Annotated in this window: 24 protein-coding genes; 1 reads left to right on the top strand and 23 read right to left on the bottom strand. The window is 52.9% G+C overall.

The features are described 5' to 3' along the window. A partial coding sequence (locus tag AB7E14_RS08215; RefSeq protein WP_428169455.1) for a P63C domain-containing protein occupies positions 1–428 on the top strand: 428 nt, incomplete at its 5' end. Positions 429–1,473: 1,045 nt separating this feature from the next. Here the strand turns inward: AB7E14_RS08215 and AB7E14_RS08210 are convergent. The 23 genes from AB7E14_RS08210 to AB7E14_RS08100 all read right to left on the bottom strand — a co-directional run. After that, a complete protein-coding gene (locus AB7E14_RS08210) occupies positions 1,474–3,177 on the bottom strand; it encodes a hypothetical protein (RefSeq protein WP_200106040.1) in 1,704 nt (567 codons plus the stop codon). Then, complete coding sequence (locus tag AB7E14_RS08205; protein ID WP_001737018.1) at positions 3,177–3,722, bottom strand: hypothetical protein; 546 nt, start codon at positions 3,720–3,722, stop codon at positions 3,177–3,179. The genes AB7E14_RS08210 and AB7E14_RS08205 overlap by 1 nt, the downstream gene beginning before the upstream one ends. Next, positions 3,694–4,419, bottom strand: a complete 726-nt coding sequence (locus AB7E14_RS08200; protein WP_200106041.1) for a hypothetical protein — start codon at positions 4,417–4,419, stop codon at positions 3,694–3,696. Before AB7E14_RS08200 ends, AB7E14_RS08205 begins: the two co-directional genes overlap by 29 nt. Further along, on the bottom strand, positions 4,409–4,996 hold the full coding sequence (locus AB7E14_RS08195) for a tail fiber assembly protein (RefSeq protein ID WP_090050935.1): 588 nt from the start codon (positions 4,994–4,996) through the stop codon (positions 4,409–4,411). The genes AB7E14_RS08200 and AB7E14_RS08195 overlap by 11 nt, the downstream gene beginning before the upstream one ends. Then, entirely contained in the window at positions 4,996–6,570 is a 1,575-nt protein-coding gene (locus AB7E14_RS08190; protein WP_428169454.1) for a phage tail protein, read from the bottom strand. The genes AB7E14_RS08195 and AB7E14_RS08190 overlap by 1 nt, the downstream gene beginning before the upstream one ends. 10 nt (positions 6,571–6,580) lie before the next feature. After that, on the bottom strand, positions 6,581–7,168 hold the full coding sequence (locus AB7E14_RS08185) for a hypothetical protein (RefSeq protein ID WP_200106043.1): 588 nt from the start codon (positions 7,166–7,168) through the stop codon (positions 6,581–6,583). Then, the gene (locus AB7E14_RS08180; protein ID WP_428169453.1) at positions 7,161–8,345 is read right to left on the bottom strand and encodes a baseplate J/gp47 family protein; all 1,185 of its coding nucleotides are present in this window, start codon (positions 8,343–8,345) and stop codon (positions 7,161–7,163) included. Before AB7E14_RS08180 ends, AB7E14_RS08185 begins: the two co-directional genes overlap by 8 nt. After that, positions 8,342–8,671 carry a DUF2590 family protein gene (locus tag AB7E14_RS08175; protein ID WP_061069482.1) on the bottom strand — a complete coding sequence of 110 codons (330 nt, stop codon included), beginning with the start codon at positions 8,669–8,671 and terminating at the stop codon, positions 8,342–8,344. The genes AB7E14_RS08180 and AB7E14_RS08175 overlap by 4 nt, the downstream gene beginning before the upstream one ends. Next, entirely contained in the window at positions 8,668–10,635 is a 1,968-nt protein-coding gene (locus tag AB7E14_RS08170) for a phage tail tape measure protein (RefSeq protein WP_200106044.1), read from the bottom strand. The genes AB7E14_RS08175 and AB7E14_RS08170 overlap by 4 nt, the downstream gene beginning before the upstream one ends. Further along, positions 10,632–10,772, bottom strand: coding sequence for a DUF6890 family protein (locus AB7E14_RS08165; RefSeq protein ID WP_407056499.1), 141 nt, complete (start codon positions 10,770–10,772; stop codon positions 10,632–10,634). The genes AB7E14_RS08170 and AB7E14_RS08165 overlap by 4 nt, the downstream gene beginning before the upstream one ends. A gap of 50 nt (positions 10,773–10,822) precedes the next feature. Then, positions 10,823–11,080, bottom strand: coding sequence for a putative phage tail assembly chaperone (locus AB7E14_RS08160; protein ID WP_200106045.1), 258 nt, complete (start codon positions 11,078–11,080; stop codon positions 10,823–10,825). Then, positions 11,067–11,300 (bottom strand): hypothetical protein, encoded by a 234-nt coding sequence (locus AB7E14_RS08155; RefSeq protein WP_072135052.1) that lies wholly within the window; start codon positions 11,298–11,300, stop codon positions 11,067–11,069. Before AB7E14_RS08155 ends, AB7E14_RS08160 begins: the two co-directional genes overlap by 14 nt. Next, entirely contained in the window at positions 11,227–11,559 is a 333-nt protein-coding gene (locus tag AB7E14_RS08150; RefSeq protein ID WP_053287352.1) for a hypothetical protein, read from the bottom strand. The genes AB7E14_RS08155 and AB7E14_RS08150 overlap by 74 nt, the downstream gene beginning before the upstream one ends. Continuing rightward, positions 11,559–11,900 (bottom strand): M15 family metallopeptidase, encoded by a 342-nt coding sequence (locus tag AB7E14_RS08145; protein WP_053287351.1) that lies wholly within the window; start codon positions 11,898–11,900, stop codon positions 11,559–11,561. The genes AB7E14_RS08150 and AB7E14_RS08145 overlap by 1 nt, the downstream gene beginning before the upstream one ends. Then, a complete protein-coding gene (locus AB7E14_RS08140) occupies positions 11,897–12,193 on the bottom strand; it encodes a phage holin family protein (protein WP_139567491.1) in 297 nt (98 codons plus the stop codon). The genes AB7E14_RS08145 and AB7E14_RS08140 overlap by 4 nt, the downstream gene beginning before the upstream one ends. A gap of 12 nt (positions 12,194–12,205) precedes the next feature. Then, positions 12,206–12,661, bottom strand: coding sequence for a phage protein (locus AB7E14_RS08135; protein WP_053287349.1), 456 nt, complete (start codon positions 12,659–12,661; stop codon positions 12,206–12,208). Continuing rightward, entirely contained in the window at positions 12,658–13,785 is a 1,128-nt protein-coding gene (locus tag AB7E14_RS08130) for a DUF2586 domain-containing protein (protein ID WP_200106046.1), read from the bottom strand. The genes AB7E14_RS08135 and AB7E14_RS08130 overlap by 4 nt, the downstream gene beginning before the upstream one ends. Next, on the bottom strand, positions 13,782–14,486 hold the full coding sequence (locus AB7E14_RS08125) for a hypothetical protein (protein WP_428169452.1): 705 nt from the start codon (positions 14,484–14,486) through the stop codon (positions 13,782–13,784). The genes AB7E14_RS08130 and AB7E14_RS08125 overlap by 4 nt, the downstream gene beginning before the upstream one ends. Further along, positions 14,483–14,965, bottom strand: a complete 483-nt coding sequence (locus tag AB7E14_RS08120; protein ID WP_032292410.1) for a phage tail protein — start codon at positions 14,963–14,965, stop codon at positions 14,483–14,485. Before AB7E14_RS08120 ends, AB7E14_RS08125 begins: the two co-directional genes overlap by 4 nt. Continuing rightward, a complete protein-coding gene (locus AB7E14_RS08115; RefSeq protein WP_428169451.1) occupies positions 14,962–15,414 on the bottom strand; it encodes a head completion/stabilization protein in 453 nt (150 codons plus the stop codon). Before AB7E14_RS08115 ends, AB7E14_RS08120 begins: the two co-directional genes overlap by 4 nt. A 93-nt stretch (positions 15,415–15,507) precedes the next feature. Beyond that, complete coding sequence (locus tag AB7E14_RS08110; RefSeq protein WP_040084450.1) at positions 15,508–15,699, bottom strand: hypothetical protein; 192 nt, start codon at positions 15,697–15,699, stop codon at positions 15,508–15,510. A gap of 1 nt (position 15,700) precedes the next feature. Further along, the gene (gene gpM, locus AB7E14_RS08105; RefSeq protein ID WP_428169450.1) at positions 15,701–16,414 is read right to left on the bottom strand and encodes a phage terminase small subunit; all 714 of its coding nucleotides are present in this window, start codon (positions 16,412–16,414) and stop codon (positions 15,701–15,703) included. A gap of 10 nt (positions 16,415–16,424) precedes the next feature. Then, positions 16,425–16,804, bottom strand: a 380-nt coding sequence (locus tag AB7E14_RS08100; RefSeq protein ID WP_428169449.1) for a P2 family phage major capsid protein, incomplete at its 5' end; no start/stop codon positions are given.

The raw sequence follows: 16,804 nt of genomic DNA, 5'->3' as shown, positions 1-16,804 counted from the left end.
ATGATGCTTTAAGGCTTCTCCTTGCAAAATACATTTCAGAAGGATTGCAAAACTGGATTTTAACGTTCCCTGATACCTTTTTTGCAGAACTTGATCGTCTCTATGACAATGAAAAAACAATATCAAGGAAGAGGCCGCAGTATTACGGAAAATTCATCAATAAGTATGTTTACGAACCAATAGAACATGGTTATGTGAAAAAAGAACTAGATGCTCTCAATATAACTGAAGATGGAAAGCGAAAAGCAAGATTCCACCAATGGTTAACTGATAGTGGAAGGAATATCCTTATCCATCAAATTGGTAGAGTTCAAGGTTTGATGGAAACTTGCTCAGGAATTGAACAATTTAAAAGGGCTGCCCAAAAACAGAAGGATATCTCTATTGCTCCATATTTGTTTGATGAAATGAACAATATTCTGGAGTAACGTAACACTCCCTCACCGATCCATTTATCAAAGAGTGATTTTTCGAATGCGTCTTTGAAAGCATCGATCATTGTTACCTGCCAATGCCCGTACCGATTTTTAAGTCGGGCATCGGAAAACCGTCACAACTATCACGCATCCTGAAATCACACCTTAACCACATGATTAATTTAAATAAATATTGTGACGGTAAAACCATCACAAAACGTAACGTAAACAGTCACACCCAATAAATTCAGTAAGTTATAAAACAGAGTTGTGATGGCTTAAGACCGTCACACTGGGATGCTGTTGTGATAGTTTTGTGATGGTTTTCAATACCACTATTTACTTATATTTATCATAGAGATAGTTATTATTTTTAAGTCTTGTGACGTTTGTGACGGTTTTCCGATGGTCCCCCTCAATTTTTGAAAAAATCAGAATCGGTCAGAAATCACCCTGATTTGTTGGTAGTTTTGTATATCTATCTGTTAGTGACTTGAACACTGTAGCGTATACGTTAATGCAGGTATGGCGATGGTTCATGCTGTGCAAAGTATTTCAGTTCCGCATTTCATTGCTATTACGCGCCAGAGCACGTCAGCTAAGGCCTGGACACTTCCACGCACTGACCTGATCTCGCTGCGACCGTTACGTAAAAAGTCACGTAATCGCTGTTAACCCCGCATGAAACCCGGCACCGGCATTGTTCACCCACAGCCGGTCATCGCACAAAAACTGAAATCCTTGAAATTTGTTTCACACATTTCAGTTGGCGAACTACTGCCAAAGCCCCAGCGCTGGCGCGGTCTGGCGATGTGTTTTGTACCACCGGAAAAACTGAAATCATTCTCAACACGAAAACCGCAGGCGGGTGCGGTGTAGCGCCGTTTTCGTCACTTCCGCCGTTATTTCGTCGCGGCAGGCTGTATCAGCGCCTTGCTGCGCTACTGAAGTTAATCAGGTTGGGATGAACGGGTGCAGATAATTGCGGCGCTCAGAATGCGTCTTGTGAGGTCTGGTGGGTACGATAAAGCCCGCATGACGCGGGCTAGTTGGGTAATCAGGCGATAATATTCTGGTACTTGCTCCGGGTCTGCCCGGCTTTCGTCGCCGTCTGAGTAAATGATGACGCATTGGTCGGTGTGCCAACGCTGGGGTGTGAGTGACTGGCGCACTGCCTTGCCAGTTCAGCCAGTAAATCAATAGTGTCCAGCATCATGGTCAGGGCGTTGATATTCTCACTGCCAATATGGACAGTTGCCCCCATGACCTGCTGACCGCCAGCGGCCACTGATTTACGCAGTGCGGCAATCTTCTCTGTCAGGCTTTCGCCTACCTCCACGTCTACAGCACCGCCCACTTTAGTGGACTGCTGTCCTGCTATGTCAGTTTCTTCGTTTCCTTCAATACTGGCCAGTCTGTTGCCTTTCACCGCCTGGCTATAATCACCGGCACTTACCTGCTGGATAGCTCCGGCCAGCAATGTGGCGGTTCCCAGTACCGTAGTTTTATCCGTGGCTTTCACCGTGGTTTCACGGCTGACCAGTTCGCGCTGTTCTGTATCGGCTTTTACAGTTCGCACCATTGATGTTTCGCTGATGGTCTGATCGGTCTGCCTTACCCAGTCCCCCGCCTGAGTCACTCTCTGGGATACTTCTTCCCGCTGCTGCTGTAATTGCTCACCGGGTTTAACGTCCGGCAGACTGGTGCCATCCGGTAGCGTCTGCCTGATAAAGGGTTTATCCGGTCTGCCTCCTGTGAATGCGACCTCAACCAGCGTCCCTTCTGGCGGGAACTGAAACATACCTGAATCATTCCCGGCCATTGGTACCGGCAGCGGCACCGCTGAATAAACAGGCGTCTGATTGTCCGGGTTTCCGTCTGCGTCAAGCAGCTGCACGTCCACGGCGTAACGTGGCCGGAAGGGATCGGCAAAGTTACCGCTTTTTACCGGCTCTGAATGCGCCACGACTCTGGCCATCTTTGGCAAATGAAGCCCGGATGCCAGTTCCGGGTAATGGCTTTCAATCTGCCGTTGCGCCGGTGTTTTCTGCAAAGGTTTACCCGTTGCGCGGTTTCTCGGCGTCCATGTGATCGCCATCGTGTCATTAGTCAGGTGAACTTTAGTCACGCGTTCACCGTTCATCTCCACCCCTGGCCGCATAGTCTGGATCACTGGTAATGTCACAGAGTTACCGCCAGCAGCCCCCTGGCTGAACTCTGACGGGATTTCTACGGGACGACCAGCAAACAATGACTTTTCTGCGCCGCCGACGTAAAGCGAACCATCAGGCAACTGGTACCAGATGTAATCCAGGATACTGAACGCCCTGCCCAGATTGTTCAGCAACTGATAACCTGTACCGTTATGGGTAAAATGTGGGATGGGGGTATCGCTGTACTGTGCATCAGGCACACTGACCGTGATCCCGCTGTTTTCTTCCAGCCAGCCCGCAATTTCACGCAAAGTCGGGTGTTGAAACGAACATGGCCACATCCTTTCAAACACACCTACCAGCTCACGAATGAACAGACGCTGAAAACCTTTTTCCGCGGGCTGCGATCGCTCCACATACCCCGTAAACCAGCGCAAAAGCAGATCGGTATACCCCACATCCAGCCGCACCAGTTTTCCGGTGTAATCGGTTGTTGTCTCTGCGGTGATGAAGCCCCGGCCGCAGTTGTTCAGCTCCAGTACCAGGCTGGCGTCCGCCATGTGAACTTCATCCGTTGAAAGGTAAAGGCGTTTTACTGGTTTCATCATTAACCCAAAGCATCATTGACGGGCTTCAGCACCTTGCGTTCAAACCACGTCAGTTTTTCTTCATCCTCTCCGGCAGACTGGCCACCGGACTGCCCCGCACTACTGGCAGTTTGTTTTTTTGCGGTCGTCTTACCTGTTGCCCTGGCCTCTCGCTTTTCCTGCACGCTGATATGTTCCGCCAGTGTGAATGTCACCAGCCAGGACATTTTCCCGTCCTGCTGGGGTGCATCCAGCATTCCGCTGAACGTTGCTTCACGAAAGTTAACAGCACGGGCAACTTCATGCGCCACGCGGTACTTCTGACGATTACCACTGGCATCGGTAGCACTGGCCAGCTCAAAAATACGCTTCAGTATTTCAGGCTGTTTAAAAGGTATTTCACCGCTGATCCGCAGTTCCTTTCCCTTTGCTCCCTGCTCTGATTTTGTTGTGGCGCTGGTCTGGCCGGACTGATCTTTATCCTGAAACTGCTGTGAAACAGTCACCCGCATGTTTTTCAGCTGGATGGCCTCACCATTAAGCGCCAGTGTCGGGATCGACGTCATGAATCATCCCCCTTATCCCATCAAGATTATCGCCGACCAGCATCATGGCCGCGGTGTAAACAGCAGACGGTTGCGGAATGTTCTTCACCAGTTCCGGCAACGTGGCGCCGGTGTCACCGCTGGCAGTAAATACCCACGCTCTGGCGCTTTTACCCTGCAGATCATTCAGGCCGCTGGCCACATCACTGATTAGCTGATTGCGCAGCTGCGTGAACTCACTCAGTTGCGTTTTCAGCCCGTTAATATCAAATCCGGCGCCTGCCGCCTTTTGTGCCTGGCTGATTGCCGCCGCGGTTATCGCCGCCCTACTGGTTGGTACAGACAGCGGAATGGACGCTGGCAACGCTGCGGCAGCTTTCGCCGGGATTTGCATCTTTTCCACAGCCAGCGCCGCGGCGGATTGCGCCAGCCGTTTTACCTGTGTGAATGCCGGGGCGGGGAAAATCTCTACCAGATCGTCCAGGCTGGCCATAAAGTTATCCTGTGTCTGGCCAGTGACCATCATAATCACCACGTCCGCATTACCTCCAGTTCCGGCCAGGCGTTCAGCAAGATAGCGAACAGCATTAACCGGGCTGAGATATGCCCCGTTTGCTGTCTGCTGTCCCAGCCCATAAATCCACGGATGCGCAGGGACGATCGAACAGTTCAGCGCAGCAACAGAATCCGTGAAGGCCAGACGTGCTTCACGCCACATTTCCAGGCACCTCCGGCCACACAATTTCTGGCGCATCTTCCGGTTGAATACGATTCAGTAAAACGCGATATTTTTTCCATGCGATAAGCAGCAGTGCTTCTTCTTCGGTTGCCATGTCTAAATCAACGGCATCCTGCAATGTGGCAATGGCGTCATTGGCCTGTTTAAGCAGGCTTTTCTTTTCGGCGTCTGCTTCGCTAACTAATGCAATTCGCATGGCCTCCGCATCATCCATCCACGCCTTACCATTCCATTTTTGCCAGGCATTAGCCGGTGCTGACGTGGTTGTCCCTTCCGGGTAAGCGCCTGGCTCGGTGATCACCAGTTCATTACCGTTTTCTGTATCAAACACCACCTCACCACGGTGATCCTCACGGGAAATCCATCTTTGCTTCTCTGAATCAAAAATCGCCACAAATCCCGCTTTGATTGCCGGTGGCTTTATCGTGGTGCAGTTAGCTGGCAGTCCGGTATGCGCAGGAATAAAAGCATCACCCGAACCAATAAATTCATTCGTATCGGAACGCAGGTTATAAACAGTAACTGTTTGATCGGTTTCACTCATTTTAAAAGTCATTATGCGAGTCTCACTATGTAGTTAAATGCAATATTCTTAACGGTCGTTTCTGCGTTGCCCGACGCGACGACGGTAATGGTGTGACTGTGTGCGCCAATGGCTACGGTATGAGAGTGAGCGCCAATACCTACGGAGTGATTATGTGCGCCAATGGCTACGGTGTGCGCGTGGTTTCCCGCTGAACTGGTATTTACGGTATATGCAGTACCACTTCCGCCTGCTGATCTGGCTATTCCTGAACCATCAGTGCCTCGCGTGGTAAAACCGTGTGCGTGCGCCCCTGTCGTATTTGTCGTTTTTGTACCGTGGTCAAACGTACTCGCCGTTTTAGTACCGTAATCAAATGAGGATGTTGATTTCGTTCCCAGATCGGTACTTGATGCACTGGCAGTGTGAGCATGGGATTTATTGCCATCATCTTCACAGGACAATACTGCGCGGCCATCTGGTTTTCCTTTGATTGTCTGGCGGCGCATGTCAGTAATAACACCCGATGGATACGCAGCAGCCAGCAAAGGATATGCCGCTGTATTAAAAGACTGCCCTTGCATAATTGCCCATCCAGTAGGTGGGATATCTGTTGGCCAGGGAAGCGGCACACCAACCGGCAGAACATCACTACGACTTAAAACGGCCAGTTCACCCAGATCCAGGCTTTTTCTTGCCTTTACCTTGTCGTTAACATCAGCAAGGTTTGCATCCTTACGCAAAAAATCGATGCTGGCCTGCTGTTCTCCCAGGTTACCTTTTGGCCGTAAATCCGTGATGTTGCCATCCACATCAATGCTGGCCACCGCAAACACGTAATGCTGAACCCCGTTCTGAACGTAATCAGCAAGATTTGCTGCCACCGTGATTTTGCTCTGCACATTCCAGACACTAGTCAGTGTCCCTGTCCAGCACACATCCAGCCAGACTTTTACCGGCTTTGTCGTCACCGTAATATTCTGGTTCGCTGCCAGTGACGCACGAAGTCCAGCCACATAACCCGTGCCTTTCGTGACAAAAAACTGATTGCCGGTTTTGGCTACCAGATACCCGTCACCAAAAAACGCCGCCGCGCCATAAATATCCATATTTTCCAGGCGCTGGCGCTCATCCATTCCGGCCATACGCGCGGTGAAATCAATCTGCCAGGTTTCAGCAGGCGTACTAATCCCGGTTTCCGTCTGTGCGCCGTTGTACTCCATCAGAAACGAGCGGGTCAGCACGTTTCCCTGTTGCCCTTCTTTTGTTTTCAGTTTCTGCTGTGATGGTGCATGGACAATCATTGCCAGCGTACCGCTGGCCTTATTGAGCAGACCGATCCAGTTAAAACTGAAATCACCCACATCTGCGCCCAGCACTACGGAATAAACCACCCCATTTTCATTCACCACACCCGTGCGGGTAACAGCCTGCCGGTGAACAATCTGTGCTGTCGGGGGTAACACTTCATTACGGTCAACAGGTGTATCCGGGTTTAAATCCGGCACACTGGCAAATACAAATTCGTCCAGTAGTACCGGTTCACCCGTAGCGCCCTGTTGCGCTTTCCAGTTTTCAAATGCCAGTGTGATGGCTGTCTGTGACATAAAAAACTCCTTACAAACTCGCGCTGAATGCTGCGCTGCGGGCTTCCGTCCCTGCTAACATCGCCGGATAAACCACATATTCCCCCTGATCCCATCCGGCTCTGATGGCCAGTTTTTCCGATGTGATCACCTCAAACTGATAGCGGCGGCATGTTCGTCCGTACTGGCGGATTATCTGGATCAGCAGTTGCGTGTTGTCTGCAATCTGGCTGTCTGTAACCCGAACCAGAATCACATCCCAGTCGATATCCGGTTGCCGTTCTAACAGCTCCACATAACCAATTCCCAGCCGTTCAAAGATATTGATAAACCCCTCTACTGAACCGGCATCCCGCGCATTCACGAAGGCAAAAGCCACGCGTTTGCGGAACAGGGTCAACGGTTCACCATCAAAGCGGGTAATATCCCGGTCATAAGCCAGCAGGTTCAGTAATGCCGGTGTACACGTCAGCGGATCAAACTGATTCACTGGCCAGATAACCCAGCCGTAAACCTCAGCCCAGAACCGCCGCGCCGTTTTCAGCAACTTGGCCGGCTCCCCTTTGTTCATCCAGGAAGGAAGCACCATCCCGGCCAGCTTTTTCAGGAACTCACTCATTTTCAATAACCACCGCAAGCGATTTCAGACGCGGCACACTCAGTTCACTGGTGATGTCGCCCAGCGAAAAAGACAGTGATTCCGTCTGCGCAAAGGTTTTATGAATTTCCCGCCCCAGTTGAGAAAAGGAAAACCGCGAATATGGCCACGTCTTCCTGACGTCATAATCAGCATTCTCACGAAAGGCACAGCGGATCATGTTTTCCACCCCGTCTTTCAGGGTTTTCCTGTCCTCATCGCTGAAATTAGCCAGATTTTTGACATAAACCGTGACGGACAGATCATGAAGCGTTTCCGGCATGGGATAGCACTGCATATCATCACCGTGGCCGTGATGCCCCTGCGTGTTGATATAGTCATTGACGGCATCCACGAACGGCGAAGAAGCCACCCCGCTGTCCAGCAACAGATACGCGTTGGCGGTACCGGGTCCCCTCGGCGCTTCATGTTCAAAGAAAATCCGGTCAATACTCAGCCCTGCAACGCCGGCAATCATTGACCGGTAAACGGCGTCAGTGTGGTAATTCCCCACCAGATTGAACTGATTGCGGCAGCGTTCGCGCAGCTCATCATCACTTTCTTCATCCGCGCCCGGTACGGTCAGCCAGTTTTCTTCGCTGGTCACGTGGCTGATACCGTCAACGGCAACCGGCAGAATGCGGTAATATCCCGGCGCAAGGTTATATGCGCCCCCGGTGCCGGTGGCTTTCACCGGCAGTAATGCGCTGGCCATACCGGAAGCGATCACCACATCCTCACTGGTGGCCAGCTCATACACGCGGCCGTTAATGCGCTCTGTCTGGATAATCGTCCCGGCTTTCACCGTCACCACAACTTTTGCATCTTCTTTGAAGAAGCGGATCACACCCTGTGCAGCGCTCGCCGGTTTTGCCGTGACGTTCACCGCCCACGCCAGCAGACGCAACATGCTCCCGCTGGCTGTGGCCACAAACATATTGGCCAGCACGGTGAATACCAGAACGTCTTTCAGCCACATCACTGGTGCGGTCACAATGGCGGTGATTAACCGCCAGAACGGTGACATGCGGGACGTATTGGTGATAATCCCCTCGTCAGCTGCAATCGCATTAAAGCGATCGCGAACCTCAGATTCCGTCACCGGCATCCCGCTGGCTTTCACCACTTCTTCAAAATCAACCTGGGGCTTTTCCGTCATAAGTCCACCTGATATGAAAGCGTGCCAAAATCGTATGTGCTCGCGGTCACCCACAGCCGTTTCTGGCTTTCTTCACTGATTTCCACCGTTCCCGGCACAATGCGTTCATCGTTTTCAACCAGTAATTCCAGTTGTGTAAAAATATCTGCCCTCAGTGTCGGACTGCGTTCCGCAATTAATTGCGTGGCTAATCCGCTCTCAATAATGGCGTGAATAATGTCCTGCCCGATACTTTTTCGGTTATTGCATAATTCAGGCTCATTACCGGCATTTAATGAAAAGTCACCATTCTCAATAAGCAGGTCAATATAAAGGGCTTCACTCATACACCCAGCTCCTGATATTCCATTAACTTGCCGGGCGACATCATTTCAGTTGGATAAATATTCACCGTATCAATTCTGCGGCTGTTATCCGTTACTGATTTAGAATTACTACTAATTGTTTTACTGATACCGCCTTTATCAACGCCTTTTAATTCACCGCCAGTAGAAAGGGTATTCGTTGTCAGTGCTGGTTGAGATTCGTTCGCCAGTGAAATATCGACGCCCGGAATTTTATTGAGTTTTCCGACAATCCAGTTCCACGATTTCAGGAACCCGCCTTTGATGGTCTGCCAGACGTTATCAAACAGGGAGACAATCCCGCTGGCCATGCCGCTTAGCGCCTGTGACGGTGAAAAGCCGGTCAGCAGCGCAATAAAGCTGTTCCAGCCGTCCGTGATCCATTGCCACGCCGCGGAAAACACGCCGGCAAGCCATTCCACCACACCAGCCACGGCGGTAAACGCTGCCGTATTCATCACCGCCGCTTTCACATCATCCCAGTGTTTAATCAGCAGATAACACCCGGCAGCCAGCAGAGCAATCGCCCCGATAACCAGCAGAACCGGCCAGCTCATCAGGTTGATGCCAATACCGGCCATAATCGCCGCCATACGCACGGCCAGCAGCGTACCCCGCAGGAATTTCAGCGTCAGGTTCCACGCCACAACAGCCTTTGAGGCAATCCAGACCGTGGCCGTGTAAAACTTCGTGACCAGCGTCAGGGCGCTCCAGAGTCCCTTCAGTCCCACCAGGATAAATTTTGAGACGCCCATGACAATATTTGTCACCGCGCCCGCTGCCGCCACGCCAAACAGCGCAAGTTGCACGTAACCAATCACCCGCGCAATGTTGGGAAACATCTGCATCCAGCGTCCGAACGTCTGCCCCATATCGGCCAGGCGGTTCAGTACCGGGTACAGAACCGGGATCAACGTCAGTCCGATCACCGTCTGAATGGCTTTAAGGATTTGTACAAAGCGATCCCACGGCCTGACCAGCTTCCCGGCCATCTCCTGTGTACGCTTCAGCCCGTCAGAGCCGCCCAGTTCGGTGATATTACGCTGCAGTAACGCCACATTGCCGTACAGATGTTTTATCACCGCTGAACTGTCACCAAATGCCGCATCCAGCTCCGCCTGGGCTTTCAGGTTCCCTTCCAGGCTTTTGCCGTATTTGCCCTGCAGCTTGATCAGCATTTCAGGCATGGACAGCATTTTGCCGGTGGAGTCCGTAAAGGACAGCCCAAGCTTTTTAGCGCCCTCTATCGCGCCGGTCATGAAACCTTCGTAAGCGCTGCTGGCCTCTGTTCCCAGCGTACGGTTGAGCTGTCCCAGCACCGCCAGCTGTTCATCCAGCCCGACGCCGTAGTTGGTACCGACCCCCCGCGCCCCTTCCATCAGGTCTTTAATGGTACCCATTTCGGTACCGAAGACCTTGCGCATATACACCATTTTTCCCGCCAGTTGCTCAGCGAACTGGACTTTACCCAGCCGCGCCGCATCGTCGGAAAAGTTACCGTACATCTGCCCCATGAACTCCGCCGTGTCGGCGGATGTGGATTTCAGGGCAAATGCCAGCGTATTAGCGACCTTCGTCACTCTCGGCAGCTCGCTGGCGGTAAGGCCGGCAATGGACGCGTTAATGTTCTCTGTGGATTTGACGAACTCCACCGCGCTGGCACCGTAGGTCATGCTGAACCGGAGCGCGTCACGCTGTACGGTCTTTAATGCCTGATTATCAATCCCTTTTGCGGCGGCATCATTCAGCGCGTCGTACATTTCGATAGCCGGCGATAACGCGCCTTTTATGGCCATTCCCGTGCCAACCAGTCCCAGCACGCCGCCACCAATCTGCGAAAAGGCCGCTTTTGATTTTTCCGCAAAGCCGGTGACGCTGCCCTGCGCCTGTTTTAACGGGCGCGTCAGCTTATCAATCAGGCTTAATGTAAAATCTAACTGTTTCATTCCGTGCCTTTAAATGCAGTGCTGATTCCGTTAGCAACCGCTATTCGCATATTTTCCCAGTGGCGATTATCCAGCCAGATAGCAGCGGAAATATCATCCATGGAATCCTGACCGTGTGGTAAATAATGGCGACGCAAAATTAAATACTGTTCGAGTCCGTTCTGTTCAATTGCCCGGACTCGTTTTGTCAGTTTTTTACTTCAATTTCCAGTTCTGGCGCATAAAGTTCATTCACTTTCCCGGCCAACTGGATCGCTGCGCCCGGACGTTTCAGAATATCATCCAGCGCCTCTTTACTTTCAGCAGACACAATGCGCACAAGATAATTGTGTGCAGGTGCCACTTTATTATCCATCGCCATTTCGTTGATGAACTTATTATAAGCGGTCTGATTCGGTTCAAAGGTGATTTCTTTTTCGCATACAACCAGATTAATTTTTTCCATAAATAACGTTCTCTCTTAAATTAATTTCATCAACAAGCGCGTTATGCCGTGCAGCACACTGCCCGTATAACTCCAGATAAAGTGTCAGTAATTCCGCCGCGTCTTTTCCCTGCGTTCCACTCAGGCGCGGCAGCTGCGTGGCGCATTTAGTTTTCAGGTTTTCCTGATAACGTACGTTCGGTACTGGTGACGGCGTCGTTGTACATGCGGACAAAGTCATCAGACAGACACTTATTGGTAAATACCGGCTTAACCACTTCCGTGCGGATTTCACGCGGTGGCGCATTTTTCAGTGCCTCCAGTTTGTCTTCCAGCCGGCGACCAGATGAACCGGCAATTTCAGCCAGTTGTTCCCCGGTCGCGGTGACCGCTTTTGAGACAGTCAGATCAACACTGTCCCGCTGCCAGCCGGCCGTTTTCCAGCCGGCTATAAATGCCAGAGCAAGGGTGAATAACCAGCCTGACACGACGCGATCCATCAGCGCACCCCGTTATGTTCCAGGCTGAAATGATTACCATCAGGGCGGGATTTGAAGCGACCGCCCCATGAACCACCCAGCGATTCCCAGTATTCACCCAGCGGCAGATACGCCGCGCTGTCGGTCTGATACTGGCCATTAATGAACAGATTGAAGTCCACGGCCAGACGCTGCGTGTGCAGACTGCTGGAAATGCCGCTGCCTTTTTTCGCGTTCAGTGCAGCCTGTTCCGGGGTACGGTAAGCCTCACCAAACGTCAGCCGGTAGCCATGTTCTTCAGCCCACTGGATCAGATTTGCCACCATAACGGTAAAGAGTTGCTGTTTTTCGCTCAGAGTCATTTCCCTGTCCCTTTATCAAAAATCCCTGTAAAACCCCGCTTACGCAGCCAGGCTTCCACCACATTCTGTCCCAGAATACCCAACGCGGAGCCAAATCCGGCTAATGCGAGCGGGTGGATATCCGGGACAAAGTACAGCGCCACCCCGGCAATCAGTGACAGCCCGCTGCCCACAATGACACGCCCCGCCACCAGGCGAAGGGTGATTGGTTCATCACTGTTGAGCAATTTACCCAGCGCAATCAGCGCCCCCATGACTGCCAGTGCAATGAACCCCTTTTCGTACTCCTGCATCCCTGCTGCCTCTTATCCAATCAGGTTTTCCGTGGCTTCCGCTTCCAGATACGGCACACCGTTGATGTTGACGAACTTCGGACTTGTCACGAAGTATTTGATTTTATGCGTGGACACACTGCCACCCTTCGGATCACCATCCAGAACGCTGTTGAGCTGCAGCTTGTTACCAAAGGTTTCCACCTTCATTTCCTCGCTGCCGGCTTTGGCGTAAAAAAGGAAGTCAACCGGAGGAATGCCACGCCATGACCCCGCTGAACGGGCTTTGGCTGTCAGAACCTGCAGCACTTTTGAGCTGACTTCAATTTCACCCTCAGCGGCAACATCTCCGTCCACATACCCGTCAGGGACACCGCGCGTCTGTGCCGCCGCGCTGTTATCGGTGATATCCAGCGAAATTTTTTCAATGTGGATCAGGTCACCGTCCAGATAGATGTCAAAGGACATCCCTGAAATACGTTTGGTCATGCGCTGGCCTCCAGACTTGCATCCAGTAACAGACTGATGGTGATCTGCAGCGGTACTTCATACGTACGCACCACAATGTAAATATCCACCGCCTTTTTGTTCTTCCAGACAATGGTCACGTCACCGTCCTGTGGAGGTTTCACCTCGCCCGGAAATGACACGCCGTTAATGCTGGCCGCAGTGGACATTTCCCGCAGCGGACGGGCAAACAGCGTCTGGTGTGCGGCAATACTGCCCGGTGTACTGTTAAGTGAGCGATCGGCAATCTTACCGATGGCCAGCAGACGGACGCGGCGTGCTGCCTTATCCACAATACGCAGCGTCTCAATGGACTGGTAATCGCCGCCCTCAACGTCCAGCGTGCGCCCGTCAGCCCAGTAAAAACCGTCATAGTCCGGATACCACATCGGCACGCTGTAGCGCTGTGCCTCCAGCGCCTGAAGGGTCGCCAGTTCCAGCGTTTCGCCGGCACCGTCTTTTGGCAGTTCATCGCTTCCCAGACTCAGCAACGCGCCTGTTTTCACCCGCGCCGGACTGTCGGCAATAGTGACAGCACGATTGCAGAGACGACCAGCCAGCACGCCCGGTTCATTCCCCCAGAGACGGGGTACCAGCTGTACCGCTTTTTCCGCGATACCTTCCTGAAGGGTGGACAGACGCACCAGATAATCCGCCTGGGCTTCATCCTGCTGCATCCCCTGAACCGCCAGAATGAACCACACCCAGCGCCCGTATTTAGCAATCAGTTCAGATCGCAGCGTTGCCGCCTGGTTAATCTGCGCTTTCGCGGCCACATCATCAGACAGCACCACACCCTCCACCGAACAGGAAACCTGTGCGGCCTTAACGGCATCCACCCATGCCCCCGGCTCACTGTCTGCGGCCAGCACATGAACAAATCCCCACCAGTTCTGGCCGGCGTTCGCCAGTGCGGCCAGCACATCACTTTTTAACGGGCTGTCACCCTCGCCCAGCAGCGCATCAAAATCACTCTGTGCGTTAACTGCCAGCGTCTTACCTACATTTTTGGTTCCCGTGCCGATAAACAGCAGCGTGCGCTCCACTTCCGTGGTTTCACCCAGCAGCTGATTTACCTGGTTTACGGTCACAATTGGCCAGGTCATGCTCTCCCCCTGATATCCTGCGCGTTAACATCCCAGCCGAACCCGATAGCCTGCAGCTGTCGCGCCAGCGCTTTGTTAAAATCATCCTGACCTATCCCCAGAAACGCCCTGGCAGGTAAATCAATCTGCCAGGACGTTTTGACCGGTTTGTCCTCCAGTATCCGGATAAGCAAACCTGCCTGTCTGGCGGTCATCCTTTCCTGTATTTCCTTATAACCGGGCTTACGCCAGCGCTTACCGCGCCTGACTTTATACCCGGCCTTGCGCAGACGTTTCGCCTGTCGAAGTGATGCAGGCTTGTCCCCCTGCTCACGGCCTTCCACCTGCTTACGGTTGACGGTCACGCTCATGCCGTTCTGCTGGACATACCCCACCACGCCGGCAGGCAGATTTCCCTTCGCATTCCGGTAATGACCACCGGCCAGATACAGCCTGACCGACTCCGTTTCAGGCATTTCCCGGATGCGGATCAGTTTCGGCATATTGCGCAACATTTTGCCTTTACGCCGGGTCTGCCGCGCCTGCCACTTATCACCCTCCGGCGACTGCTGATTGCGCACATTACGCTTTGCTGCGGCTTCCACGCCGTATTTCGCCATACGCCACAACAGCCGGCGACGTTTCGCAGAAGGTAAATCCAGCTTTTTCAGCGCGTCCTGGAGCTGGCGGAACTGTTCCTTGTTCAGCTCGCCATTTATCATTCCTGCCCCTCACTGACCGGGATCACCGTCACCTCATCAGCCGTCCAGACTTCGGGGTTAGCCAGCTTCCAGCGCTGACCATCAAACGGGATCTGGCCTTTGGGATCGGGAACCAGATTAAGTTCCTCCACCATTGGCAGCGTCACCACCATGATGGCGGTTTCCTGGTCGATGGTTTCGATATCAAATTCCGGCAGCTCGGCGTCAATGCCGGTTTCCTCAAAGAGCGTGCGCTCATCCTGGCAAAGCCACGACATAAACAAAGCCATCAGGATTTTGGGATCGTACTCGCGGTAAGGATAACGCTCCCACGTCAGCACGGCGTTATAACGGATGATGGCAATACGGTACTGCCCCAGCCCGGTGTCCCGCTGTGCCGGGATGAACGCGATCTCGTCCATCTGGCTGTCAAATCCCTGCATTGCCCGTCTGGGCATGTTGGCAATGAGAAAATCGGTTAATGCCGTTAACTGGCTCATATCATGGCCACCGTAATGCGTTTCAGCCCTTTGATGCGGCGTACTGCCAGTGTGGACTCTGCAATCAGGCTGGAGCGGGTTTCGTCACTTTCCTGCCCCGGATGGCTCTCACGGCGACCAACAGAGGCAAACTCGCCCATCAAATCAGCTTTGGCGCGGGCATATACCGCTTTGCTATAACGGGCGCACAACAGATTTTCGCCGTCAATTTCCACGCCCGGAACGTCCGCCGCGCGCTCATGGCCAGCGCTGCGATACCTTGCCGCCACACTGACCAGATCATCATTGATTTCGCCGGCTGCAGTCAGCAGTGCCTGGCGGATGGTAGCCGCATCAATATCGGCCGGAATGGTGCGCTGGGACTGAAAATCCTTCACGCTCAGGTCAGGCCAGAAGCCATCATTCGTCAGAGTGGCATCGTCAAAATCAATTGAAGTTCCGCTGAACATCCTGTTTCTCCGGAAAAAAGCGGGCTGGCCGGTTTCCACGGGCGATACGCTTATGCGATCCCCTCCACCGCGCCCGCTTTCGGGTCGGTAGTCTTACTCGCCGCGTTTTGCGGCCTGAATCTCACCTTCTTCAAACCACGCATCAGATGCGCGGCCGTCAGCAGTCTGGTAGTGGATCAGATACTGATTGCAGCTGTTGGTGTACTCCGCACGGGCTTTGATATGCCCCTCTTCGCCACTAATGGAAACTTCAACAACCTGGCCTAACTCATGCTTAAACGACATATCAAACTCCCGTAGACTCTTTTTTCAGCGCCCGCAGACGCGCAGCAATACGCTGCAACATCGTGCCGACACCACATTTAGGGTCGAATCCCTTCGCCTGCTCCAGCAGTTCCTTAGCCCGGAGCAATACTTCCCTGTCTTCCGTTGCCGCTGCGCGTGGCTCTCCGTTTTCATCGCGTAGCAGGTGCAGACCGGCAAACTTCAGGTATTTGGCCTTAATGACCTCATACACATTCCAGTGCTGCGTCACGTTTTCCAGCGTACGGCCAAAATACGGCTCCACATCATGCCCCTGCACGGCTTCCGCTTCCGCCCAGGACAACACCGTATCTGCCACAAACACCGGGAACGTACTGCCGAACGCGGCCGGGGTTTCCTGCCCCAGTGCTACGGCCACGTCCGCCCAGTCCAGCGCCTGGTCAAACTGGCCTGTATCAAACAACCAGACGACACACCAGGCAAAAACAGGATTCTGTTGCACACTGTCACCTTCCAGCCAGGATTGCGCGGTCGGCATCCAGCGCGGTAACAGCACATCACGCTTAAATTCCATGCGCTCAGCGCGGCTTTCAATCGCTGCGGCCGTGGCGACATCTTTCTCCAGCGCGACAATCTGAATGTGCAGGCTGGTTTCCGTGTCCAGAGACTGCTGCTGTCGCAGTAACCGCTCCGCCGCAATACGTGCGCTGTGTCGCTGTGCCGGTGACAGTTGCATTGAATCCCCCTTACTCGCCTGCCGGAGGCGCGACAGGTGCCCCGATAGTTACCGCACTTTCATCAAACGCGGCGTACAGTTCCGGATACTCAACTGCATAACCTTCGTTACGCAGGTATTTGTTTTCGTACTGTTTACGGTCTTCCACAAACTCAGCTTTACGCTGACGCGTGCCGCGCTGGGTGTAGATGTGCAGGTTTGGCAGTGTCGTAACAATCATGCGTTTGCCTGGCATAAACGGCGGTACGTAAGCCGTACGACCGGCGATGCTGTCAGACAGTAATTGCGCGGCGATCTTCTCCGTGGGTTTGTCTGCTTTCTGATACAAACGGAACGACTCCGCCGCGACCAGATCAGCGCCGACCAGAACCACCAGACGCGGGTCATTAC

This window comes from Citrobacter sp. (assembly GCF_050252275.1).
GTDB lineage: Bacteria > Pseudomonadota > Gammaproteobacteria > Enterobacterales > Enterobacteriaceae > Citrobacter_A > Citrobacter_A amalonaticus.
The sequence above is the reverse complement of the archived record's forward strand: the minus strand, read 5'-3'. Positions and strand labels throughout refer to the sequence as shown.